Genomic DNA, 22,497 nt, shown 5'->3' on the forward strand with positions numbered 1-22,497 from the left:
ATCAGATTTCCAGCAGCAACCGCCGCGGGTCTTCCAGGCTTTCCTTCACGCGCACCAGGAAGGAGACGGCCTCGCGGCCATCAATGATGCGGTGGTCATAGGAGACGGCCAGATACATCATCGGGCGGATGACAACCTGCCCGTTTATCGCAACCGGGCGTTCCTGGATTTTATGCATTCCCAAAATAGCCGATTGCGGCGGGTTGATGATCGGCGTGCTCATGAGCGAGCCATAGACGCCGCCGTTGGTGATGGAGAAAGTGCCGCCTGAGAGCTGCTCCAGCTTCAGCGTGCCATCCTTGGCGGCCTTGCCGAACCCGGCGATCTCCGCTTCGATCTGCGCGATGGTTTTCTCACCCGCGTCGCGGATCACCGGCACCACCAGCCCGTTGGCGCCGCCGACGGCGATGCCCATGTGAACATAGTGCTTATACACGATGTCATCGCCGTCGATCTCGGCGTTAACCGCGGGGAACTCAGCCAGCGCCGCGACCACGGCCTTCACGAAGAAGCCGTTGAAGCCCAGGCGCACGCCCTTATGCTTCTTCTCGAATGCGTCTTTATATTCGCTGCGCAGCGCCATGATCGCGCTCATATCCACCTCGTTGAAGGTGGTGAGCATCGCGGCGGTGTTCTGCGCGTCTTTCAGGCGGCTGGCGATGGTCTTGCGCAGCCGCGTCATCTTCACGCGCTCTTCGCGGGCATCGGGCGTGCGGGCGGGCTTGGCTGCGGGCGGGGCGGGCACCACGGGCGGCTTGTTGACGAATTCGAGCACGTCACCCTTGGAAATACGGCCTTCCTTGGCGGTGCCGGTGCCGATATCGGCGGCGGAGATGTGTTTCTCCTCCATCATTTTCGCGGCGGCGGGCAGTGCCGCCACGCCGGGGCGCGCCACCGGGCCGGGCGGTGTCTGCGGCGGATGCACGCCTGCGGCCGCGGCGGGCGCCGTGGCGGGGGCGGATTTGGGCTCGATCACCTTTCCGGCAGCCTTGGCCCCTGCGGCGCCAATACGGCCAAGCAGCGCGCCGACCTCAACTTCAGCCCCCTCCGGCGCGATGATTTCTTCCAGCACACCAGCTTCCGGCGCGTTGACCTCAACCGTCACCTTGTCGGTTTCCAGCTCCACCAGGGGTTCGTCGGCGGCCACGGTGTCCCCGGCCTTTTTGATCCATCGGGCGATGGTTGCGCTGGTAACGCTTTCCCCAAGTGTCGGGACTTTGATGTCGGCGGCCATAACTGCTCCTAATTTTTAGACGCGGGGTCGTTCGGGAGGTGTTGCGAAAGTTTAGACGGATAATGCCTCATTCACCAGGGCCGCCTGTTCGGCGGCGTGGACGCGGGCAAGCCCGGTTGCCGGGCTGGCAGCGGCGGCGCGGCCAACATAGCGCGGCCGTTTGGCAGCGCCCCCGGCGGCGATGAGCACAGCCTCGATCTTGCGGTCAACAAAGGTCCACCCGCCGTTGTTCTCCGGTTCCTCCTGGCACCAAACCACCTCGGCCTTGGTATAGGGCGCGAGTGCTGCCTGCAGCTTGCGGGCAGGGAAGGGGTAGAACTGCTCCAGCCGCACGATGGCGACATTCTTGATCCCCCGCTCGCGCCGCTCGGCCAGCAGGTCATAATACACCTTGCCGGAGCAAATCACGACTCGCTTAACCTGCGCCGGCGCGGCGATTTTGTCGATTTCCGGGATCACGTATTTGAAACCGGACCCGGTGGCCATGTCGCTCAACGGCGACACCGCCAGCTTGTGCCGCAGCAGCGATTTCGGCGTCATCAGCACCAGCGGCTTGCGGAAGTTGCGCTTGAGCTGGCGGCGCAGCGCGTGGAAATAGTTCGCCGGCGTGGTCAGGTTGCACACCGTCATGTTGCGTTCGGCGCAAAGCTGCAGATAGCGCTCCAGCCGGGCGGAGGAATGTTCCGGCCCCTGGCCCTCATGCCCGTGCGGCAGCAGCAGGGTCAGCCCGCACATGCGCAGCCACTTGGTCTCGCCCGAGGCCAAAAACTGGTCGATAATAACCTGCGCGCCGTTGGCGAAATCGCCGAACTGCGCTTCCCACAGCACCAGCACGCTGGGGTCAGCCAAAGCGTAGCCATATTCAAAGCCCAGCACGCCCACTTCGGAGAGCAGCGAGTTGAAGATCTCGATCCGCGCCTGGTCTGTGCTGATATTGTTCAGCGGCGTGTATTCGTTCTGGTTGGTCTGGTCGATCAGCACGGCATGGCGCTGGCTGAAGGTGCCGCGCTGGCAATCCTCGCCGGAGAGCCGCACGCGGTGGCCATCGAGCATCAGCGTGCCAAACGCCAGCGCCTCGCCGGTCGCCCAGTCGATACCCTCGCCGGTCTCGATCATCTGCCGCTTGGCTTCGAGCTGGCGCAGAATCTTGGAGTTGATGTCAAAATTTTCCGGCGGCGTGGAAATGCCTTTGCCAACCTCGCGCAGCTGCTCCAGAGGCGCGGCGGTGGCTTGTTCCTCCTGCTCGTCTTCCTCGCTGGCCTGGCCCAGGCCCGACCAATGGCCTTCCAGCCAGTCCGCCTTGTTCACCTTATACGCCTGCGCACCCTTATAGGCGTCCTCCAGGGTCTGGTTGTAATTATCGGCAATCGCCTGCGCCTGTTCGGCGCTCACGCTGCCCTCGGCCGCCAGGGCATCGGCATAAAGCGCGCGCGTGGTCTTCAGCGATTTGATCGCCTTGTACATGATCGGCTGCGTGAACGCCGGCTCCTCGTTCTCGTTATGCCCGTGGCGGCGATAGCAGACGAGGTCGATCACCACATCCACCGCGAATTCCATGCGGAACTCGGTCGCCAGCCGGGCCGCGAACACCACGGCCTCCGGATTATCGCCGTTCACATGCAAAATCGGAGACTGCACGGCCTTGGCGACATCCGTACAATACAGGCCGGAGAAAGCATGCGCCGGCACGGTGGTGAAGCCGATCTGGTTGTTCACGATCAGATGCACCGAACCGCCGGTGCGGTAGCCGATCAACTGGCTCATCGCCAGGGTTTCATACACCACGCCCTGGCCCGCGAAGGCAGCGTCGCCATGCATCAGAATCGCCATCGCGTTGCGGCGGGTGGCATCGCCCATCATATCCATCCGGGCGCGGATCTTGCCGACCACCACCGGGTCCACCGCTTCAAGATGCGAGGGGTTGGGTTGCAGCGAGAGATGCAGCTGGTTGCCGTTGATGGTAATATCGGTGGAGGTGCCGAGATGGTACTTAACGTCGCCTGAGCCTTCCACATCCTCCGGCTTGGCGCTGGCGCCGCCGAACTCGCTGAACAGCGCCACCAGCGGCTTCTGCACGATGTTAACCAGCGTGTTCAACCGGCCGCGATGCGGCATGCCGATCGCGATTTCCTTCACCCCACCCTTGGCCGCGGTCTCGATGATCGCGTGCAGCGCCGGAATGGTGCTCTCCCCGCCCTCCAGGCCGAAGCGCTTGGTGCCGACATAGCGGCGCTGGCAGAAGGTCTCGAAACTGTCAGCCTCGGTCAGCTGACGCAAAATGGTGGCTTTCTCTTCCCGCCCGAACGCGGCGAGCCAGGGCGCCCCCTCGATCCGCTGCTGGATCCAGGATTTCTGCGCCGGGTCCTGAATATGCATGAACTCGACGCCGATTTCGCCGCAATAGCTGGCCCGCAAAATGGCGAGAATTTCCCGGACGGTCGCAGTGTCCCGGCCAAGCACGCCGTCGATGAAAATCGGCCGGTCCATGTCGGCTTCGCTGAAGCCGTAGGTCGTGGGGTCAAGCTCTGTATGCTGGCGGGGCTGGCGCAGATGCAGCGGATCAAGCTGCGCCTCCAGATGCCCGCGCACGCGGTAGGCGCGGATGAGCATCAGCGCGCGGATGGAATCCAGCGTCGCGGCGCGGGTACCGGCGGCCGGCGCCGGGGCGGGCTTGGCGGCCTCGGGCACATCGAACACCGCGGGGCGTGGCGCCCAGGAGGCGCCGGAAGCATCGGTGAGAACCGATCGGGCCTCATCGTCCAGCGAGGCGAAGAGCACCGCGAAATCCGGGTCCACCGAATGGGGGGCGGAAATCCATTTTGCGTAAAGCTGTGCGATGAACTGGGCATTCGCGCCATTCATGGCGGTTGCGATAATGTCTACGCCGGCCATATCAAACCTATCCCTCTATAAAGCGATTCCGCCCCGCTTAATTCACACTGTTCCAAGCAAACAGCGTCAAGTCCGGCCTCCCGCCAAAATAGGGCAGGTTTACGAACTCTGCGGGCATATAGGCCACAAGCCCGGCCTAATCTTTATCCGGTTTGGAGGGGCTGGGTTGTTCAACCTGCATGTGTATCAGATTATTCGCCCCGCACCTTCCGATTCCTTAAAATCCGCCCGTTTTATCAGAAAAAACGCAGCGGGAGTCATGAAAAAGGCTGAACCACTTTCGCGATCCAGCCTTTAACAAACCAATCATATGGGCCCGGCGCTTATGCCCGCAGCGCCTTCACCATGGTGCTGCCCAGCGCCGCCGGGCTATCGGCGACAAAAATGCCAGCCTCGATCATCGCCGCGATTTTCGCCTGGGCGGTGTCCTTGCCGCCCGAGATCACCGCGCCGGCATGGCCCATGCGGCGGCCCGGAGGTGCGGTCACACCCGCGATAAAGCCCACAACCGGCTTCTTGATCTTGTGGCGGGCGAGGAACTCAGCCGCGTCGATCTCCGACGGCCCGCCGATTTCGCCGATCATGATAATCGCCTGGGTCTCGTCGTCATGCAGGAACAGGTCCAGCACCTCGATGAAATCCATGCCCTTCACCGGGTCGCCGCCGATGCCAACACAGGTGGACTGGCCAAGCCCGGCGGCGGTGGTTTGCGCCACCGCCTCATAGGTCAGCGTGCCCGAGCGCGAGACGATGCCAATCGAGCCGCGCTTGTGAATATGGCCCGGCATGATGCCGATCTTGCATTCATCGGGGGTGATGACACCGGGGCAGTTCGGCCCCACGAGGCGCGAGTTGGAGCCGCAGAGCGCGCGCTTCACCCGCACCATGTCAAGCACCGGAATGCCCTCGGTGATGCACACAATCAGCTCCATCCCGGCGTCGATCGCCTCCAGGATGGAGTCGGCCGCGAACGGCGGCGGCACATAAATCGCCGAGGCATTGGCGCCGGTCTTGGCGCGCGCCTCGCCCACGGTGTTGAACACCGGCAGGTCAAGATGCCTGGTGCCGCCCTTGCCCGGCGTCACGCCGCCGACAACCTGCGTGCCATAGGCCAGCGCCTGCTCGGAGTGGAACGTGCCCTGCGCGCCGGTGAAACCCTGCGTGATGACTTTGGTGTTTTTATTGACGAGAATGGCCATTACGCGGCTTCCTTCACGGCTTTGACGATTTTTTCAGCAGCATCGGCGAGATTGTCCGCCGGGATGATCGGCAGGCCGGATTTGGCCATGATATCCTTGCCAAGCTGCACATTGGTGCCTTCCAGGCGCACCACCAGCGGCACCGAGAGCGAAACCTCCCGCGCCGCGGCGATCACGCCCTCGGCGATGACATCGCAGCGCATGATGCCGCCAAAAATGTTGACCAGAATGCCCTCAACGTTCGGATCGGACAGAATGATCTTGAACGCGGCCGTCACGCGCTCCTTGGTCGCGCCGCCGCCAACGTCCAAAAAGTTCGCCGGCTCCGCGCCGTAGAGCTTGATGATGTCCATGGTCGCCATCGCCAGCCCGGCGCCATTGACCATGCAGCCGATGTTCCCATCCAGCGCCACATAAGAGAGGCTGTGCTTGTTGGCCTCCAGCTCCTTGGGGTCTTCCTCGGACTCATCGCGCAGCTTCTCGATCTCGGGATGGCGGTAGAGCGCGTTGTCATCGAAGCTCACCTTGGCATCCAGCGCGATGATCTCACCGGCGCCGGTCACCACCAGCGGGTTGATCTCGATTATCGCGGCATCCAGCGCGACGAATGCCTCATAGATCGCGCTCACGAACTTGGTGAACGTGCCGACCTGCTTGCCTTCCAGCCCAAGGCCGAAGGCCAGCTTGCGGGCGTGGAAACCCGAAATCCCGGAGGCCGGGTCAACCGGCGCGCGCAAAATCTTCTCGGGGTGGTGCTCGGCCACCTCCTCAACTTCCATCCCGCCCTCGGTCGAGGCGACGATCACAATCTCGGAGACCGAACGGTCGATCAGCAGCGAGAGATACAGCTCGCGCTTGATATCGCAACCAGCTTCCACATACACGCGGCGCACCAGCCGCCCGGCCGGGCCGGTCTGCTTGGTGATCAGCGTATGGCCGATCATCGCCTCAGCAGCCTCGCGCACTTCCTCCAGGCTCTTGGCCAGGCGCACGCCGCCCTTGCCGGCCGGGTCATCCTTGAACTTGCCAGCGCCGCGCCCGCCCGCGTGGATCTGCGATTTCACCACATAGACCGGCCCGGGAAGCTTCTTCGCGGCTTCAACCGCCTCTTCCGGCGTCCAGGCCACATGCCCGCCCAACACTGCGACGCCATAGGCTTTCAGCAGTTCCTTGCCCTGATATTCATGTATGTTCATTTGAAGTCGGCCTACCCTGTTTTCTGGAGTTAAAACGGCGTCGCCGGGGGTGCTACTCCAATCATCAGCCCCCGGCAAGAAGCATTGCTGCGCTGCGGGAATTTCACGATCGCGAGGGGGAAAGCCCGGCGGCATCTCCCCGGGGTTTAAGTCAGATGCGGTAGTTTCAGATATTCCTCGCTCTGCATCTCCTCCAGCCGGGAGGCAGTGCGTTCAAAAATTTTCGCGCCTTCGCCGGCGCGGTACAAATCATCCGGCCGCGCGGCGGCGGTGGCGTAGAGTTTCACCCGGTGCTCATAGAGCGCGTCGATCAGCGTCACAAACCGGCGCGCCTCGTCGAAATTATCCGGCGAAAGCCGCGGAATCCCGTCGATCAGCAAATTGTGATAATGCGTTGCCAGGGCCAGATAGTCCCCCGGCCCCAGCGGCACGCCGCAAAGCGCCTGAAAATCGAACCGCGCGGTTTGCGCGGCGGCCAGCGGCACGGGCAAAGTGCGTCCGGTGACGATGATGCTCTCCGCCCTGGGCGCCGCCCCGGCGGTGAGTTCATCAAAAATCCGGTCCAGGGCATTATCGGCGCGGCTGTCGGCGGGCGCGTACCAGCAGGCCAGCCCATGTAGCCGCTCGCGCCGGTAGTCGCGCTCGGCATCCAGCACCAGCACGTCCAGCTTTTTCTTGATCAGGGAGATGAACGGCAAAAACGCATCGCGCCCCGGCTTGCCCTTATATAAATCATCAGGGAGCGTGTTGGAGGTGGCGACAACCACCACCAGCCGGGCGAACAGCGCCTCGAACAAGCGGCCCAGGATCATCGCGTCCACAATGTCATGCACCTGGAACTCATCGAAGCAGAGCAGCGACGCTTCCTCGGCGATCTCGTCGGCCAGGGCCGGGATCGGGTCGGCGATATTGGGATTGTCGCGCTTGATGGCATGAAAGCGCCGGTGCGCGTCCTGCATGAATTCGTGGAAATGGATGCGTTTTTTGCGCGGCACGTCGGCCGCCTCAAAAAACAGGTCCATCAGCATCGATTTGCCGCGCCCGACCTCGCCCACGATATACAGCCCGTTGGGGTGGTCCTCCACCTCATCCACCTGTTTACGGTGGAGCAACCGGCCGACCCAGCCGTTGGGCGGCTTTTTCGGATACGGATTATACCCGCGCAGCTTTGCCCATAAATCCTGCAACCGCTCGGCCGCGCTGGCCTGCGCGGGATCGGAGATGATCGCCCCGGCGGCAATGCGCGCGCGATACGCTGGAATAACGCCAGAGAGGAGGGGGAGGGCGCTGGACATACTGGGCACCCCCGATACTCCCGGGGCTTGTGCGGCGCAACAACCATAAAGCGTAGGTGCATTGCGCGCGGGGCTAGGCAATAATCCAGGGGCGCCGCGCGCAATAATTTGTCGCGCGCCTCCCATGCCCCCGCGCCACATTGACGCGCGGCCCCGGCTTCAATACGCATTTGCACATGGATATTCTGGATTTTGAGGGCTTGCGCGCGGCGCCGGTCGCCACCGGCCCGTTTCCCCATATTGCCCTGCCGCGTTTCGTGAAGCCCCAGGCGCTGCCCGCCGTGTTCGCGGCCCTGCCGCCGATGAAAGGGCGCGGCAGCTTCCCCATCGGCGCGCTGAAGCTGGGCCCGGCCGCCCGCGCCGCCATCGCCGGGCTGGAGGGCGAAGAGTTCCGCGCCATCATCGCCGAAAAATTCAACCTCGACCTTCAGGGCGCCCCGCTGATGACCACCCTGCGCGGCAATTCCGGCGCCCAGGACGGCCAGATCCACACCGATTCCACCGCCAAGCGCGTCACCATCCTGCTTTATCTCAATCCGGCCAGCGGCGCGGCCTGGGCGCGTCAGGAGGGTTGCCTGCGCCTGCTGCGCAATGGCACCGATCTGGAAAACTACGCCGCCGAAATCCCCCCGGTGGACGGCACCCTGCTGGTTTTCCCCAACAGCCCCACCGCCTTCCACGGTCACAAACAATTCATCGGCCAGCGCTATGTGGTGCAGATGAACTACATGACCACGAGCACCAAGGCGAAGGCCGAAATGCGCCGCCACCACCTCTCCGCCTTCATCAAGCGCCTCACCCGCGCGGCTTAACCCAGCCGTTTCAGCTTTAAGGGGTCAGGCCGCAGAAAAACCTCCGCCCCCGGCGCAAACCGCTTCCTCCCGCCTGCCTCCAGATGCACCACAAACCGCGTGCCCGCCCGCGCGCATTCCAGCCGCAGCCCCTCGCCATGCGCGCGCGCTGACATAACCACCGCCGCCAACCCCGTTTCGGTCACGGCAATATCAGCGGCGCGGATCGCATAACCAACGCCGCCTTCTTCCCAGACATTCTCAAACCCCAGCAACTGCGCCGCCGCCGCCGAGCAAGGGGTGGTGAAAACCTCGCGCGTAACCCCCTGCTGGATCACCCGCCCCCCCGCCAGCAGCACCAGCCAGTCCGCCATCCCCGCGATGGCGGGATCATGCGTCGCCGCCAGTGCCGGCAGCTTGCGCGCGGTGAGGGTAGCGCTCAGCCAGGCCAGCGCGGCGTCGCGCGTGGTGGCGTCCAGCCCGCTCAACGGCTCATCGAGGAGCAAAAGTTCCGGCCCGCGCGCCAGTGCCCGCGCCAGCGCCACCCGCTGCGCCTCCCCGCCGGAGAGCGCCTTCGCATCGCGCCGCGCCAGCATCCCCAACCCCAGCTCGTCCAGCAACGCCTGCGCCTGCGCAAACCGCCCCGCCCCGCGCAGCGCATAGGCGGTGTTTTCCAGAACATTCAAATGCGGGAACAGACCCGCCTCCTGCGGCAAATACCCGACCGGCCGCGCCTGCGCGCTCAGCCCGCCCCAGGGCGCCCCCGCCGCCGGCAACAACCCCGCCAACGCCTTCAACAGCGAGGTTTTGCCCGCTCCCGAGCGCCCCAACAGCGCGGTAAACCCCCGCACCTCAAAGCGCGCCTCCAGCGCCACCGGCGCTTCCAGCCGGTAATCAACCAACAGCGGCGTCATCCCCGCCGCCGCGCCCGCAGCCCCAGCCACAGCGGCAGCGGCAGCGCCGCCAGCAGAAACACCGCGACCAGCGGAAACACCGCCTCAATCCCCAGGTCCTGCACATCCACCCACAGCCGCACCGGCATCCCGGCGGGAAAATACGCGAGGATCAGCACAATCCCGAACTCCCCCAGCGCGCGCACCCAGCACAGCGCCAGCGCCCCGGCCAGCCCGCGCTGCGCCAGTGGCAGCGTCACCCGCCAAAACACCCGCCATGGCCCATCCCCCAGCGTGCGGGCAATCTGCTCCAACGCGTCCGGCACCTCCACCAGCGCCCCGCGCGCGGCGATGATATAAGTCGGCAGCGCCGCATAAACCCCGGCCAGCACAAAAGCCGCCGGCGAGTTGGTCAACACCAGCCCCACCCGCGCGAACGCCGCCCCCACCGGCGCCGCCGGGCCGTACAAGCTGACCAGCAATATGCCCAGCGCCAGCGTAGGCATCAGCATGGGGATCAGCACCAGCGCCTCCACCATCGCGCCGCGCCGCCCGGCCGTGCGCGCCAGATACAAGGCCACCGGCGTTCCCATCACCGCGATCAACCCCACACTCAGCGCGCCGCCGGCCAGCGAGGTAACAACCGCCCGCACATCCTGCGCGTCCAGATTGGCGCCGCGCCAATCTCCGCCGGTCAGCAGCGCGAACAGCGGCGCGCTCAGAAATCCCAGCACCAGCAGCAGAAAAGCCCGCCGGGCGAGGGGCAGGGCGTTCAGATGCTTTCCCCCTTGCCGGGACCATAACCATCGCGCGCCAAAATCGCCTGCCCCGCCGGGCTGCTTAAAAACGCGGCAAACGCAGCCGCCGCCCGCGGGTTGGGCGCGTTTTTCAGCACGGCGGCATAAAACACCAGCGGGCCTGGATGCAGGGTCTTGCCGTCCAGGCTCAACCCCGCCCGGCCGTACCACGTCGTCGCCAGTGCCGGATCGCTCAAATTAACCTCCGGCGGCAGCTCAATGAACGGCAGGCGCTGCGACACCGCGGCACTCTTATACGTCAGCGTCGCGTCAATCTGCCCGTCCTGCAGGCGCGCGAGCAGCGAGGGTTCGGCGAATATCTGCGCCGGATTCTCCACCGCCCCGGCCACCCGCGCTGCGAAGCCCGGCAGCTTGTAATAGGCCTCGGCCAGTTGCAGCGCGTATAAAACATACTGCCCCTGCGGGTCGCTCGCCGGGTCGGTCCGCCCGAAGCGCAAGCCCGGCGCCGCCAAAATCTTCCGCCAATCCGCCCCCGCCCGCGCAAACCGCGCCGCATACGCCGACTCCGGCGCATAGGCCAGCACCATCTCCGTACTGGCAAAGGGCACCGCCCCCTCGGCCAGCCCCGCCGCCTCCACCACTTTCACCGGCCCCGCCGAGATCGAGACAAACACATCCGCGTTCAGCGCCCGGCCCGCCAGCAGATGCGCCAGCGCCATCGCGCCCTGTCCGATCCCCTCAAAGCGCGTCCCCGTCCGCGCGCTGAACACCGGCCCCAGCCCCCTGTCCATCACCACGCCCATAGACCCCGCAAACGCCACGACGACCTTCTCCGCCGCCCAGGCCGGGGCGGCGGCGAGGCCCAGCATACTGGCGGCAGCGGCAAGCAGCAGGCGGCGTGTCGTCGGCATGTTTTCACTCCAAAAATCAGGTCAGGCCACGATATGTTCACCCGGCTATATCGTCAATCGCCGCCAATCATGCTTGGCTGCCGCCATGGCAACCGCACCCCCTCTGGCATTGCGCCTGCGCCTGCAACGCAACGGCGCCATCATCCTCGGCCCCGGCCGTGCCGACCTGCTCGCCTACATCGCCGAAACCGGCTCCATCGCGGCCGCCGGCCGGCGCATGGGCATGAGCTATAAACGCGCCTGGGTGCTGGTCGATTCGCTAAACGCCACCTTCCACGAACCCCTGGTCCTGGCCACCAAGGGCGGCGCCGGCGGCGGCGGCGCCCGGCTCACGCCGCTGGGTGCGCGCCTGCTCGCCGCCTATCGCGGGCTGGAGGCCGCCACCGCCACGGCGGGTGCCGGGCATTTGATGGAAATTGAAGCCGCTTTAGCGGTTCCGCCCGCGCCAAAAGCCAGCTACGATGCTCAAAATGATCAGTGATTTGCCAAATATCCTCACTCTCTCGCGCATCGGCGCGATCCCGGTACTTGTGCTGTTCGTCGCCATCGGCGCCCCCTGGGCGGATTTCCTGGCGGCCCTGGTCTTCCTCATCGCGGCGGTGACTGATTATCTTGACGGCCGGCTGGCCCGCGAAATGGCCCAATTGTCCGATTTCGGCCGTATGCTCGACCCCATCGCCGACAAGCTGCTCATCGGCGCCACACTCATGGCCCTGGTCGGCTTCGGCCACCTGCCGGGCTGGGGCATCTATCCCGCCATCGTCATCATGCTGCGCGAGATCCTGGTCAGCGGCCTGCGTGAATATCTGGCCGAGCTGCGCATCGGCCTGCCGGTAACGCGCCTCGCGAAATGGAAAACCGGCGTGCAGATGGTGGCGCTCGGCCTGCTCCTGCTGGGCAGCAGCGGCGCGCGGATCATCGGCCTCGGCTGGCTGCCGATGGCCTGGCTCGGCGGCACATTATTATGGATGGCCGCGGTCCTCACCCTGGTCACCGGCTGGGACTATCTGACCGCCGGCCTGCGCCACGCCAGCGCCCCGCGCCCCGGCGCCTGAACAGGCATCTGACCAGGCCCTGGCGCCTGCGCGCCGCAAGGCGCATTTCCTCCCGCCGCGGCTTCGTCTAAACACACCCCCATGGGCATAGGAGTCATGGTTTTGCGGCATCGTCTGGTTCTGGGTCTGAGTTTGAGTCTGTTATTGTCCGGCTGTGCGAGTGAGCGCCAGTTCGCCGCCGATTCGCTGTGGCCTTTTGGCAATCCAAATGCGCCGAAGTCAGTGAGTGAAACCGCGCAGCGCTCCCTGGGTAAAAACCCGGCCGTGACCCCGATCCCCCCGCAGGCGGGCAATGTCTGGCCCGGCCCGGTGGAGCCGATGCCAACTTTGAGCGACATCCAGAAACACGCAAACCAGCCGCTTGGCCAGTCTTATACCCCCTCGCTGCCCTCGCCTTATCCGCCGGGGCAGGGGCCTGCGCCGGGCACGGGCGTCTCCGCCGGCATGGCCGACAGCACCTTGTACTCTGTCCCCTCGGGCGCCACGCCACAGGTGGTCCCCTCCGCCACAGGCAGCGGCAACTAAATGAAACTGCTCTATTTCGCCTGGTTGCGCGAGAAAATAGGGCAGGCCGAGGAAAACCTGACCCCGCCGGAGAACGCCGCCACGGTCCACGACCTCATCGTCTGGCTGCGTACGCGCTCCCCCGGCCACGCCGCCGCCTTCGCCGACACCAAGCTGATCCGCTGCGCCATCGATCAGGAGTTCGTCAGCCTCGACGCCCCCCTCGCCAGCGCCGCCGAACTGGCCTTTTTCCCGCCTGTCACGGGGGGCTGAGTTGCCGCGCATCCTTGTCCAGGCAGCGGATTTCAACCCCGGCGCCGAGCTGGCACACCTCGGCGGCAGCGGCACAGGCGGCATCGCCAGCTTCACCGGCATCGTGCGCGCGGGCGATGGCCCTGGCCCACGGGTCAGCGCCCTCACGCTGGAGCATTATCCGGGCATGACCGAGGCGGCGCTGGCAAAAATCGCCGCCCGCGCGCAGGCCCGCTGGGCACTCACCGGTTGCACCATCATCCACCGCATCGGCCGGCTCCTGCCGGGCGAGAACATCGTCTTCGTGGCGGCCGCCAGCGCCCACCGGGGCGACGCCCTGCAGGCGGTGGCGTTCCTGATCGATTACCTGAAAACCGGCGCCCCGTTCTGGAAGGCCGAGGAATTGGAGACTGGCGAGCGCCGCTGGGTCGCCGCCCGCGCGGCCGACGAAACGGCGGCGGCCGCTTGGCATGAATAAGCCCCGGCATCAAGGTTTGCCCCGCCGTGCGGGTCGGCTATAGACGCGCTCATGAACCTGAAAGACCATATCCGCGGCGTCCCCGATTTCCCCAAGCCGGGGATACTTTTTTATGACATCTCAACCCTGCTGCGCCATGCCGATGCCTGGCAGGTGGCGATGGGCCGGCTGACCAATGTGGTGCGCGCCTATCACCCCACGGTGCTGGCCGGGGTGGAGAGCCGGGGCTTCCTGCTCGCCGCCCCCCTGGCGCTGAAGCTGGGCTGCGGCTTTGTCATGCTGCGCAAGCGCGGCAAACTGCCCGGCGCCACCGTCGGGCTTGATTATGCGCTGGAATACGGCACTGACCGGATCGAGATTCAGTCCGATGCCGTGGCCCCCGGCGCGCGGGTGGTCGTGGTCGATGACCTGCTGGCCACGGGCGGCACCATGGCCGCCGGGATTAAACTCTTGCAGAACGTCGGCGCCGAGGTTGTCGCCGCCGCCGCGCTGATCGAGCTGACCTTCCTGAACGGGCGTGGAAAATTCGACGTTCCGTTCGAGGCGCTTGTTCAGTACGACGATTAAGTTGGCCATCAATTAGCCATTAATAAGACGTGACGTGCCGTATAACCGAAAGAGGGTGGTAGTCCGAATGAATCGCCGGCAGATGATGCGCGGATTGGCCTTGGCCTCCCTGGTGCCGCTTGGCGCGGCGCCCGCCCGCGCCGAAGCCGCCCTGGCGCTGCTGGTGGCCGGGCCGGATGGCGAGCAGACCAGCCGCTGGGGCAATGCCTGCGCGCTGGCGATGCAGGCCGGATTTCCCGGCGCCCCCTCCATCATCACCCAGGCGGTCGGCGGGCTGGACGGTGTCACCGGCGCCAACCGGCTTGATGCCCTGGTCGTCCCCGACGGCAAAACCGCCGTGATTCTGCCCGGCGCCGCGTTGATCGCCTGGCTCACCGGCGACTCCCGCGTGCATTTTGACCCCACGCGCTGGGTGCCGCTGATGGCCGGGGGCAATTCCGGCGTGCTGGTGGTGCGTCTCCCCTCTGGCGCCGCGCCGGATTTAAAGACCCTGCAATCCCTGGCCCCGCTCAAACTGGCGGCCGATCAGCCGCAAAGCAACGACCTCGCGGTGTTGCTCGCCCTGGCCCGGCTCGGCGTGCCCACGGCCCCGGTGTTCGGCCTGCGCGGCACCGATGCCAAAATCACCGCCTTCACCGCCGGTCAGGTCGACGCTGTTTTCCTCTGCGGCGAAGGCGTCCCTGAGGACATCGCCCCCCTCACCGCCAGCGGCGGGGTGCCGGTGTTCAGCCTGGGCCTGCAAAATGCTGACGGCACCATCAGCCCCGACCCGGCGTTCCCCAGCCTGCCCGATGCCACGGCGCTCGGCCCCAGCGTCTCGCCCTTTCTTGATACCGCCTACCGCGCCGCCGCCGCCGCCGCCCGGCTGGATTTCATCATGGTGCTGCCACGGCTGACCGACCCCGGCAGCATCTCCCAGTGGCGCCAGGCCGCCAGCGAGGCATTGGCCGCGCCCGCCCTGGTTGCCGCCGCCAGCGCCAGCTCCATAACCCTGCAATCCGCCCCGGCGGTCATCGCCGGGCTTACCGCCCTAAACCTCGCCCCCGCCGATCAGGCCGATATGCAGGCTTTTCTGACCAAGAATTTCGGCTGGCAGCCAGGCTGATTTGGCGAAACCGGCCAAATCCTTCGTCTGTTCGGCCTGCGGCAGTGTGTTCCCCAAATGGGCCGGGCGCTGCGAGGCCTGCGGCGCCTGGAACACGCTGGAGGAGCAGGCCGCCATCCCGGCGCTGCCCGGCGGCCTCAAGACCACCGGCAACGCGCGCGGCAAAAAAATTGAATTCGTCGGCCTCTCGGGCATCACGCCGCCGCCCCCGCGCGTGCCCACCACCATCGCGGAGTTTGACCGTGTGCTCGGCGGCGGTCTGGTCCCGGCCTCGGTCGTGCTGGTCGGCGGCGATCCCGGCATCGGCAAATCCACCTTATTACTACAGGCGGGCGCCGCGCTGGGCTGTGCGGGCAGCCAGGTCATCTACATCTCGGGCGAAGAGTCGGTGGACCAGATCCGCATGCGCGCTGCCCGCCTCGGCCTGTCCAGCGCGCCCATGCATCTCGCCGCCACCACCCAGCTGGGCGACATCCTGGCCAGCCTCGCGCAATTCCCCGATGCCGCGCTGGTCGTCATCGACTCCATCCAGACCATGTGGACCGAAAGCGTGGACTCCGCCCCCGGCAGCGTCACCCAGGTCCGCGCCGCTGCGTTCGAGCTCATCCGCGCCGCCAAATCCCAGGGTTTCGCCCTCATGCTGGTGGGTCACGTCACCAAGGAGGGCAACCTCGCCGGCCCGCGGGTGCTCGAACACATGGTCGATGTCGTGCTCCATTTCGAGGGCGACCGCGGCCACCAGTTCCGCATCCTGCGCGGCGTGAAAAACCGCTTTGGCGCCACTGATGAGATTGGCGTCTTCGAGATGACCGGCGGCGGCCTCGCCCAGGTGCTCAACCCCTCGGCCCTGTTCCTGGCCGAGCGGCGCGGCAATGTCTCCGGCAGCGCGGTCTTCGCCGGGCTGGAGGGCTCGCGCCCCGTGCTGGTGGAAATCCAGGTCCTGCTCGCCCCCAACCCCGGCGGCTCCCCCCGCCGCTCGGTCATCGGCTGGGATTCGGGGCGGCTCTCGATGTTGCTGGCGGTTCTGGAATCGCGCTGCGGCTTAAAATTGGCAATGAACGATGTGTATCTCAACGTCGCCGGCGGCCTGCGCGTCACCGAACCGGCGGCCGACATGGCGGTGGCCGCCGCGCTCATCTCCGCCGCCTCCGATGTCCCAACCGATCCCTCCATGGTCTTCTTCGGTGAAATCGGCCTCTCCGGCGAGCTGCGCCAGGTCGCGCAGGCGGAGCTGCGCCTGAAGGAAGCCGCCAAACTCGGCTTCGCCCAAGCCGCCGCCCCCAAGCGCGTGGCGGGCGGGGCGGGGCGCATCGCCATCCCCTCCAGCCTCAAGCTGCTGGAAATCGGGCATCTGACGGACCTTGTTGGCATCGCCACATCAGGGGTAAAACGTGCCGCGCCAAAAACCAAGAACAAGGAGCAGGAATGACCTGGATTGATGCCGCGGCCCTGGTGATCGTTATTCTCTCCGCGGCGTTCTCCATGGTGCGCGGCTTCGTGCGGGAGGCCCTGGGCGTCGCCGCGTGGATCGGCGCCGCCTTCGCGGCGGTGAAATTCTACACCCTGGTGCAGCCCGAAATGGCCAGCATCCTGCCCAAAAACCTGGTTGATTACGGCTCCATGGCGGTGGTGTTCATCGTGGTGCTGATCGTGCTGAGCCTCATCAGCGCGCTGGTTGGCGGCTATGTGCGCGACTCCGCCCTCTCCGGGCTGGACAGCAGCCTCGGCCTGGTCTTCGGCGCGGCGCGCGGAGCGCTCGTCGTCTGCCTGGCCTATATCGCCCTTTCCGTCGGCGTCGCGCCCGAGCAATGGCCCGCCCCGGTGAACAACGCCCGTTTCCTGCCGCTGGCCTTTCAGGGCGCCACGGCGCTGGTCTCGCTGCTGCCCAAGCAATATCAGCCGAAGGTTGATCCGCTGCCGGGCAAGCCCGCGCCCAGCGCCGGGGCCCTGATGCAACAGCCCGTCGCCGGCAGCGCGCTGAGCGCGCATTAACAAAGCGGGGGAGAGCAATGCGCATGCTCTTCTCGACATCGGACTGTCACAAGGCTAGTTGAGGCGCGAGCGATTTAGAGTGGGGGTAGAGGCCGGCGTGATCGACGATGACAAGCCTCATGAGGAGTGCGGCGTATTCGGTGCCTGGAACGTCACTGACGCAGCGGCGATAACGGCGCTTGGCCTGCATGCGCTGCAACATCGCGGGCAGGAGGCAACCGGCATCGTCACGCATGATGGCGTGCGCTTCCACTCGCACAAGGGCCTCGGCCTGGTCGGCGACAATTATAGCGACGCGAAAACCATGGCGGGCCTCCCCGGCACCCGCGCCATCGGCCACAACCGCTACGCCACCACGGGCGAGACCGTGCTGCGCAACGTGCAGCCCTTGTTCGCCGAGTTCGAGTTCGGCGGTTTCGCCGTCGGCCATAACGGCAACCTCACCAACGCGCACACATTGCGCAAGGCGCTCACCCGCCGCGGCTGCCTGTTTCAGTCCACCATGGACTCTGAGGTCTTCGTCCACCTCATCGCCATCAGCCTCTACGCCAGCGTGGTTGACCGCCTGATCGACGCGATCAAACAGGTCATCGGCGCCTACTCCCTGGTGGCGCTCACCGAAAACCAGCTCATCGGCGTGCGTGACCCTCTGGGCGTGCGCCCCCTCATCCTCGGCCGCGTCCACGGCGCCGACGGCAATGCAGGCTGGATTCTCGCCTCCGAAACCTGCGCGCTCGACATTGTCGGCGCTGATTTCATCCGCGACGTCGAGCCCGGCGAGATCGTGCTGATCGACGATACCGGCGTGCGCAGCATCAAGCCCTTCGCGCCGCAGAGCCCCCGTTTCTGCGTGTTTGAATACATCTATTTCGCCCGGCCCGACTCGGTGATGGAGGGCACCTCCGTCTACAACGCCCGCAAGCTCATCGGCGCGCAATTGGCCAAGGAGGCCCCGGCCGAGGCGGATGTCATCGTCCCCGTGCCCGATTCCGGCGTCCCCGCCGCCATGGGCTTCGCCGAGGCCAGCGGCATCGCCTTCGAACTCGGCATCATCCGCAACCACTACGTCGGGCGCACCTTCATCGAGCCGACCGACCAGATCCGCCACCTTGGCGTGCGTTTGAAACATTCGGCCAACCGCGCGATCCTGGAGGGCAAGCGCGTCGTGCTGGTGGATGATTCCATCGTGCGCGGCACCACCAGCCAGAAGATCGTCGAGATGGTCCGCGCCGCCGGTGCCGCCGAGGTCCACATGCGCATCGCTGGCCCGCCGACCGCCTATTCCTGCTTCTACGGCATCGACACGCCCGAGCGCAGCAAGCTCCTCGCCGCGCGCAACAGCATCGAGGAGATGGCCAAGCTGATCGGCGTTGACAGCCTGGCCTTCATCTCCATTGACGGCCTCTACCGCGCCCTGGGCAAACCCGGCCGCGACCCCAAAAAACCGGCCTTCTGCGATGCCTGCTTCACCGGCGATTACCCGATCGCCCTCACCGACCACATCGAGCCGCGCGATGAGCAACTAACCCTGCTCGCCGAACTCAGCTGATGGACGATGTAGCCGCCTATCTCTGGGTTGCCCTTGGCGGGGCGCTCGGCAGTGTGGCGCGCTTCGCTTTGGGCAACGCCATGGTCCTGCTTACCGGCCCCGCCTTTCCCTGGGGCACGCTGCTCATCAATGTCATCGGCTCCTTCGTCATCAGCTTTTTCGGCATGCTCACCGGCACGGGCGACCGATTCGCCCTGCCTTATGAAGCGCGGGTTTTCGTTACGGTCGGAATTTGCGGCGGATTCACTACATTCTCATCATTCAGCCTGCAGAGCGTGGACCTCATCCGCGCCGGCCAGCCCGGCCGCGCCGGGCTCTATGTTGCGGCCTCCCTGATTCTCTGTGTTGCGGCCTGTGGCCTTGGCTTTTTGTCAGCGGCGGCCCTTAATAACAGCGCCGGTCCCGCGCATTCTCTCTAAGAGATACGCGCCTGAAACGGATTAAATTCCTGTCGGAATTTGTGTTATTTAAGCAACAGGAATGTTGCAAAACGATTATGCGGCTTCTTTTGACTGGCCCGGTGACCGGATCGGCATGTAGATTGTCATTTCGTCGTTATGAGATGATGCAAAATCAGGTTCTTGCCCTGAATGAGTAACATCTCAGGCTACGTTTTAGGCATTTAAGCGCAACAACTGCGCATTCAGGAGGCATAATGATTACCATGCGTCGGCAACTTCTGGGACTGGGCTTCGTCGCCGCGTCCTCTCTCTTGGCCCTTCACGCGGCCCAGGCCATGAGCGGCCCCACGGCAATCACGATTGACGGTGGCCCGCTCGGCTCGCTCGCCCTCAGCGGCGGCGTTGACGGTTATGGCTATTACCTGACCGAGACCAACAACAACGGCTACCTGCCGTACAGCAACAAGTCCAACGGCGCCTATGTCGGCAGCGGCCTGGTCGAGTTGCAGAAGACCTCCGGTGTTCTGCAGTTCACCCTCGAGGTCGGCTCCAACGGTGGCCCCTTCGCGCTCGGCACCGCCCCGAGCCAGACCAGCATCAGCAACCTCTCCACCGGCCCGCTCTATGCCGGCTACATCACCATCGCCCCGCCGAACACGCCGATCACGGTCTCCGTCGGCCAGATGGGCTCGCTCGAAGGCTACGAATCCGGCGTTGACTGGAACAACGCCAACCAGTTCGTCACCGGCTTGTGGTATGTTGAAAATGCCCAGGCGCGCGGCGTGCAGGTCAACTATTCGCAGGGTCCGGTCTCGGCCTCCGTGCAGTTTGGCGATGGCTATGACACTGGCGTGTTCAACTTCCTGCAGGCTCTGGGCAGCTACGCGTTCAACGCCAACAACACCCTCAGCGTCTTCTACGCGGGCAACCTCGGCCGCACCGGCCTTAACGCCCACACCTACGCCGGCACCGGCAACTACAACAACACCTCAGTTGGCGCCTACGGCTCCTACTTTGATAATTCGCAGATGGTTGGCGCCTATTACAGCTACACCAACGGCAACCTGAACGTGGTGCCCGAAGTGCAGTACCAGATCGCCAAGGCTGACGCGAAGCTGAACCAGATGAAGGCGACCAGCAACTTCGGCGCCGCCGTGTTCGGTGATTACACCTTCGCCAACACCCCGTATTCGCTTGGCGGCTGGGCTGAATACTTCACCTCGCACACCTCCAGCATGGACAGTTCCTTCTGGTACCTCGCGCCGGACGCCGAAGCGGTTGGCTTCTCGGCAACCCCGACCTGGCAGTACAAGGACCTGTTCGCCCGCGTGGACGTTGGTTACCTCTACATGCTGAACAAGACCCTGCCGAGCGGCATCAAGTCTGGCTTTGGCAACAGCGGCAACGACAGCGGCATTTTCCAGAGCACTCTGGAAGCCGGCCTGCTGTTCTAAAAATCCGTTACGTTTAACGGCAATGCGGCCGGACCTTCGGGTCCGGCCGTTTTTGTTTGTGTCATAAAGTTTGCCTTATAAAGGCAGCCGCGCCGTCCGCTTCACAGTGCGCAACGTGAGCGTCGATTGCACCCGGCTCACCCCCGGCACGCTGGTCAAAACCTCCGAGTGCAACCGCTCCAGATCCTCCATATCGCGGAAAATCACCCGCAACAGATAATCCGACTGCCCGGCCAGCAAATAACATTCCTGAATCTGCGGCACGAGATTAACCTTCGCCTCGAAGGCATCCAGCTTCTTGCGGTCCTGCCCGTCGAGCGTGATGAAAACATAAGCCGTCCCCGGATATCCCGCGGCCTTCTGGTCAAGTACCAGATGCGTCCCGGCCACCAGATCCCCCTGCATCAACAAATGCAGCCGCCTTAAACAGGCCGATGGCGATAAATTCACCTTCTCCGCCAAATCGGCGTTGGAGAGCCGCCCATCGCCCTGCAAGGCGTTCAGAATCTGCACATCCCGCGCGTCGATCTCATTCATTGATATAAACTTCGAATAATTATCTAATAAGTAAAATATTTCTCCATAAAACCTTAAAAGTCCACATGATATTCGTGAAAAATTTCACATAATTCCGTTATTATGCAGTTTAACAGCCGATCCCCGGCTGGCTCAGAACAGAAGGGACTGTCCCATGCGTATCGGTGTACCGGCTGAAATCAAAGACCATGAAGACCGCGTCGGCCTCGTGCCCGCCTCGGTGCGTGAACTCACCCATCGCGGCCATGAAGTTTCGGTCGAAGCCGGTGCGGGCCACGGCATCGGCATTTCCGACGCCGACTATGAGGCCGCCGGCGCCAAAATCGTCACCGGACCTGATGACATCTGGGCCAAATCCGAAATGGTCATCAAGGTGAAGGAACCCCTGTCCGTCGAGCGCAAAAAGCTCCGCCCCGGCCAGGTGCTGTTCACCTACCTCCACCTCGCTCCAGACCCCGAGCAGACCAAAGACCTGCTGGCCTCCGGCGCCACCTGCATCGCCTATGAGACCGTCACCAGCCCCACCGGCGCGCTGCCGCTGCTCACCCCCATGTCCGAAGTCGCCGGCCGCATGGCCGTGCAGGTCGGCGCGCATAATCTGGAAAACGCCAACGGCGGCCGCGGCATGCTGCTCGGCGGCGTCCCCGGCGTGCCCCCGGCTGAGGTGCTGATCCTCGGCGGCGGCGTCTCCGGCGCCAACGCCGCCCTCATCGCCATCGGCATGGGCGCCGATGTCACCGTGATGGACCGCAACATCGACGTGCTGCGCCGCCTCGTCGCCCAGCACGGCACCCGCATCAAAACCGTGTTCTCCACCCAGCACGCCATCGCCACCCACATCGCCACGGCTGATCTCGTCATCGGCACGGTGCTCATTCCCGGCGCCGCGGCCCCCAAGCTGGTCACCCGCGCGCTGCTGCAAACCATGAAGAAGGGCGCGGTCATCGTCGACGTCGCCATCGACCAGGGCGGCTGCACCGAAACCTCGCGCGCCACCACCCATTCTGACCCCACCTATGTGGTCGACGGCGTGATCCACTACTGCGTCGCCAACATGCCGGGCGGCGTCGCCCGCACCTCCACCTTCGCGCTCAACAACGCGACGCTGCCCTTCGCCCTGGCGCTGGCCGACAAAGGCTGGAAACAGGCCCTGAAGGACGATCGGCACCTGCGCGACGGCCTCAACGTCCACGCCGGCAAAGTTACCCATCCGGCGGTCGCCGCCGCGCTGGGTTACACCTATGAGCCTGCGGAGAACGCGCTGGCTTAAATTCGTCATCCCCCACGGCAGGGGCCAGCCCCTGCCGTCTGCGCCTTCCTCCCCCCGCCAGCCATGCCCGAATTTCCCCGGGCATGGCGCGGGGTGTTATGCGTTTTTCGCATGCGTGAGATGTTTTCAGGGGGGTTTTTCCCCCCAAAGCACACGCCTAGCGA

General features: G+C 64.9%; 23 protein-coding genes. 14 read left to right on the forward strand and 9 right to left on the reverse strand.

Annotated elements, in window-relative coordinates:
* Position 1 precedes the first annotated feature (1 nt).
* The 5 genes from odhB to zapE all read right to left on the reverse strand — a co-directional run bounded on the left by odhB (position 2) and on the right by zapE (position 7,816).
* Positions 2-1,234, reverse strand: a complete 1,233-nt coding sequence (gene odhB, locus QQJ84_RS17250) for a 2-oxoglutarate dehydrogenase complex dihydrolipoyllysine-residue succinyltransferase (RefSeq protein ID WP_284259556.1) — start codon at positions 1,232-1,234, stop codon at positions 2-4.
* 51 nt (positions 1,235-1,285) lie between these two features.
* Positions 1,286-4,126 (reverse strand): 2-oxoglutarate dehydrogenase E1 component, encoded by a 2,841-nt coding sequence (locus QQJ84_RS17255; protein ID WP_284259558.1) that lies wholly within the window; start codon positions 4,124-4,126, stop codon positions 1,286-1,288.
* Between the two features lie 323 nt (positions 4,127-4,449).
* Positions 4,450-5,325: a succinate--CoA ligase subunit alpha gene (sucD, locus tag QQJ84_RS17260; protein ID WP_284259559.1), complete on the reverse strand. Its 876-nt coding sequence runs from the start codon at positions 5,323-5,325 to the stop codon at positions 4,450-4,452.
* Positions 5,325-6,521, reverse strand: coding sequence for an ADP-forming succinate--CoA ligase subunit beta (gene sucC, locus QQJ84_RS17265; protein WP_284259560.1), 1,197 nt, complete (start codon positions 6,519-6,521; stop codon positions 5,325-5,327). The genes sucD and sucC overlap by 1 nt, the downstream gene beginning before the upstream one ends.
* Before the next feature lie 146 nt (positions 6,522-6,667).
* Positions 6,668-7,816 carry a cell division protein ZapE gene (gene zapE / locus QQJ84_RS17270; RefSeq protein ID WP_284259561.1) on the reverse strand — a complete coding sequence of 383 codons (1,149 nt, stop codon included), beginning with the start codon at positions 7,814-7,816 and terminating at the stop codon, positions 6,668-6,670.
* A gap of 176 nt (positions 7,817-7,992) precedes the next feature.
* On the opposite strand from zapE, the gene QQJ84_RS17275 reads away from it, so the two are divergent.
* The gene (locus QQJ84_RS17275) at positions 7,993-8,628 is read left to right on the forward strand and encodes a 2OG-Fe(II) oxygenase (RefSeq protein ID WP_284259562.1); all 636 of its coding nucleotides are present in this window, start codon (positions 7,993-7,995) and stop codon (positions 8,626-8,628) included.
* On the opposite strand, the gene QQJ84_RS17280 is transcribed toward QQJ84_RS17275, so the two are convergent.
* From QQJ84_RS17280 to QQJ84_RS17290, 3 genes are read right to left on the reverse strand one after another with little or no spacing between them, the layout of a single operon-like run.
* Positions 8,625-9,521, reverse strand: a complete 897-nt coding sequence (locus tag QQJ84_RS17280) for an ATP-binding cassette domain-containing protein (RefSeq protein WP_284259563.1) — start codon at positions 9,519-9,521, stop codon at positions 8,625-8,627. The genes QQJ84_RS17275 and QQJ84_RS17280 overlap by 4 nt on opposite strands.
* The gene (locus QQJ84_RS17285; protein ID WP_284259564.1) at positions 9,518-10,234 is read right to left on the reverse strand and encodes a molybdate ABC transporter permease subunit; all 717 of its coding nucleotides are present in this window, start codon (positions 10,232-10,234) and stop codon (positions 9,518-9,520) included. The genes QQJ84_RS17280 and QQJ84_RS17285 overlap by 4 nt, the downstream gene beginning before the upstream one ends.
* Before the next feature lie 38 nt (positions 10,235-10,272).
* Positions 10,273-11,169, reverse strand: a complete 897-nt coding sequence (locus QQJ84_RS17290; protein WP_284259565.1) for an extracellular solute-binding protein — start codon at positions 11,167-11,169, stop codon at positions 10,273-10,275.
* Positions 11,170-11,254: 85 nt separating this feature from the next.
* Here QQJ84_RS17290 and QQJ84_RS17295 point away from each other — a divergent pair, with 85 nt between their 5' ends.
* From QQJ84_RS17295 to QQJ84_RS17350, 12 genes are all read left to right on the forward strand, one after another.
* Positions 11,255-11,650, forward strand: a complete 396-nt coding sequence (locus QQJ84_RS17295; protein WP_284259566.1) for a winged helix-turn-helix domain-containing protein — start codon at positions 11,255-11,257, stop codon at positions 11,648-11,650.
* On the forward strand, positions 11,640-12,224 hold the full coding sequence (gene pgsA, locus QQJ84_RS17300) for a CDP-diacylglycerol--glycerol-3-phosphate 3-phosphatidyltransferase (RefSeq protein ID WP_284259567.1): 585 nt from the start codon (positions 11,640-11,642) through the stop codon (positions 12,222-12,224). Before QQJ84_RS17295 ends, pgsA begins: the two co-directional genes overlap by 11 nt.
* A gap of 96 nt (positions 12,225-12,320) precedes the next feature.
* Positions 12,321-12,749: a hypothetical protein gene (locus tag QQJ84_RS17305; RefSeq protein ID WP_284259568.1), complete on the forward strand. Its 429-nt coding sequence runs from the start codon at positions 12,321-12,323 to the stop codon at positions 12,747-12,749.
* Positions 12,750-13,001: a molybdopterin converting factor subunit 1 gene (moaD, locus tag QQJ84_RS17310; RefSeq protein ID WP_284259569.1), complete on the forward strand. Its 252-nt coding sequence runs from the start codon at positions 12,750-12,752 to the stop codon at positions 12,999-13,001.
* A 1-nt stretch (position 13,002) separates the two neighbouring features.
* Positions 13,003-13,458: a molybdenum cofactor biosynthesis protein MoaE gene (locus tag QQJ84_RS17315; RefSeq protein WP_284259570.1), complete on the forward strand. Its 456-nt coding sequence runs from the start codon at positions 13,003-13,005 to the stop codon at positions 13,456-13,458.
* Positions 13,459-13,509: 51 nt separating this feature from the next.
* A complete protein-coding gene (locus QQJ84_RS17320; RefSeq protein WP_284259572.1) occupies positions 13,510-14,025 on the forward strand; it encodes an adenine phosphoribosyltransferase in 516 nt (171 codons plus the stop codon).
* Positions 14,026-14,107: 82 nt separating this feature from the next.
* On the forward strand, positions 14,108-15,130 hold the full coding sequence (locus tag QQJ84_RS17325) for a hypothetical protein (RefSeq protein ID WP_284259574.1): 1,023 nt from the start codon (positions 14,108-14,110) through the stop codon (positions 15,128-15,130).
* A gap of 1 nt (position 15,131) precedes the next feature.
* Positions 15,132-16,559, forward strand: coding sequence for a DNA repair protein RadA (gene radA, locus QQJ84_RS17330; RefSeq protein WP_284259576.1), 1,428 nt, complete (start codon positions 15,132-15,134; stop codon positions 16,557-16,559).
* On the forward strand, positions 16,556-17,122 hold the full coding sequence (locus QQJ84_RS17335) for a CvpA family protein (protein WP_284259577.1): 567 nt from the start codon (positions 16,556-16,558) through the stop codon (positions 17,120-17,122). Before radA ends, QQJ84_RS17335 begins: the two co-directional genes overlap by 4 nt.
* A 97-nt stretch (positions 17,123-17,219) precedes the next feature.
* Entirely contained in the window at positions 17,220-18,671 is a 1,452-nt protein-coding gene (purF, locus tag QQJ84_RS17340) for an amidophosphoribosyltransferase (RefSeq protein ID WP_284259578.1), read from the forward strand.
* On the forward strand, positions 18,671-19,090 hold the full coding sequence (gene crcB, locus QQJ84_RS17345) for a fluoride efflux transporter CrcB (RefSeq protein WP_284259579.1): 420 nt from the start codon (positions 18,671-18,673) through the stop codon (positions 19,088-19,090). Before purF ends, crcB begins: the two co-directional genes overlap by 1 nt.
* A gap of 236 nt (positions 19,091-19,326) precedes the next feature.
* The gene (locus QQJ84_RS17350; RefSeq protein ID WP_284259580.1) at positions 19,327-20,526 is read left to right on the forward strand and encodes an outer membrane beta-barrel protein; all 1,200 of its coding nucleotides are present in this window, start codon (positions 19,327-19,329) and stop codon (positions 20,524-20,526) included.
* Between the two features lie 75 nt (positions 20,527-20,601).
* Here the strand turns inward: QQJ84_RS17350 and QQJ84_RS17355 are convergent, their stop codons facing one another.
* Positions 20,602-21,063, reverse strand: a complete 462-nt coding sequence (locus QQJ84_RS17355) for an Lrp/AsnC family transcriptional regulator (protein WP_284259581.1) — start codon at positions 21,061-21,063, stop codon at positions 20,602-20,604.
* 154 nt (positions 21,064-21,217) lie between these two features.
* Here QQJ84_RS17355 and ald point away from each other — a divergent pair, with 154 nt between their 5' ends.
* Positions 21,218-22,333 carry an alanine dehydrogenase gene (gene ald, locus QQJ84_RS17360; protein WP_284259582.1) on the forward strand — a complete coding sequence of 372 codons (1,116 nt, stop codon included), beginning with the start codon at positions 21,218-21,220 and terminating at the stop codon, positions 22,331-22,333.
* The last annotated feature ends 164 nt before the right edge of the window (positions 22,334-22,497 follow it).

Source organism: Acidocella aquatica (genome assembly GCF_030160635.1).
Taxonomy (GTDB): domain Bacteria; phylum Pseudomonadota; class Alphaproteobacteria; order Acetobacterales; family Acetobacteraceae; genus Acidocella; species Acidocella aquatica.

Bases quoted from the DNA above. Each gene is read 5' to 3' on its own strand.
- QQJ84_RS17335 (WP_284259577.1), top strand. From the start codon at position 16,556: ATGACCTGGATTGATGCCGCGGCCCTGGTGATCGTTATTCTCTCCGCG.
- moaD (WP_284259569.1), top strand. From the start codon at position 12,750: ATGAAACTGCTCTATTTCGCCTGGTTGCGCGAGAAAATAGGGCAGGCC.
- QQJ84_RS17355 (WP_284259581.1), bottom strand. From the start codon at position 21,063: ATGAATGAGATCGACGCGCGGGATGTGCAGATTCTGAACGCCTTGCAG.
- QQJ84_RS17290 (WP_284259565.1), bottom strand. From the start codon at position 11,169: ATGCCGACGACACGCCGCCTGCTGCTTGCCGCTGCCGCCAGTATGCTG.
- QQJ84_RS17275 (WP_284259562.1), top strand. From the start codon at position 7,993: ATGGATATTCTGGATTTTGAGGGCTTGCGCGCGGCGCCGGTCGCCACC.
- QQJ84_RS17295 (WP_284259566.1), top strand. From the start codon at position 11,255: ATGGCAACCGCACCCCCTCTGGCATTGCGCCTGCGCCTGCAACGCAAC.
- zapE (WP_284259561.1), bottom strand. From the start codon at position 7,816: ATGTCCAGCGCCCTCCCCCTCCTCTCTGGCGTTATTCCAGCGTATCGC.
- QQJ84_RS17280 (WP_284259563.1), bottom strand. From the start codon at position 9,521: ATGACGCCGCTGTTGGTTGATTACCGGCTGGAAGCGCCGGTGGCGCTG.
- sucD (WP_284259559.1), bottom strand. From the start codon at position 5,325: ATGGCCATTCTCGTCAATAAAAACACCAAAGTCATCACGCAGGGTTTC.
- QQJ84_RS17350 (WP_284259580.1), top strand. From the start codon at position 19,327: ATGATTACCATGCGTCGGCAACTTCTGGGACTGGGCTTCGTCGCCGCG.
- QQJ84_RS17305 (WP_284259568.1), top strand. From the start codon at position 12,321: ATGGTTTTGCGGCATCGTCTGGTTCTGGGTCTGAGTTTGAGTCTGTTA.
- sucC (WP_284259560.1), bottom strand. From the start codon at position 6,521: ATGAACATACATGAATATCAGGGCAAGGAACTGCTGAAAGCCTATGGC.
- odhB (WP_284259556.1), bottom strand. From the start codon at position 1,234: ATGGCCGCCGACATCAAAGTCCCGACACTTGGGGAAAGCGTTACCAGC.
- QQJ84_RS17325 (WP_284259574.1), top strand. From the start codon at position 14,108: ATGATGCGCGGATTGGCCTTGGCCTCCCTGGTGCCGCTTGGCGCGGCG.
- crcB (WP_284259579.1), top strand. From the start codon at position 18,671: ATGGACGATGTAGCCGCCTATCTCTGGGTTGCCCTTGGCGGGGCGCTC.
- pgsA (WP_284259567.1), top strand. From the start codon at position 11,640: ATGATCAGTGATTTGCCAAATATCCTCACTCTCTCGCGCATCGGCGCG.
- ald (WP_284259582.1), top strand. From the start codon at position 21,218: ATGCGTATCGGTGTACCGGCTGAAATCAAAGACCATGAAGACCGCGTC.
- QQJ84_RS17255 (WP_284259558.1), bottom strand. From the start codon at position 4,126: ATGGCCGGCGTAGACATTATCGCAACCGCCATGAATGGCGCGAATGCC.
- QQJ84_RS17320 (WP_284259572.1), top strand. From the start codon at position 13,510: ATGAACCTGAAAGACCATATCCGCGGCGTCCCCGATTTCCCCAAGCCG.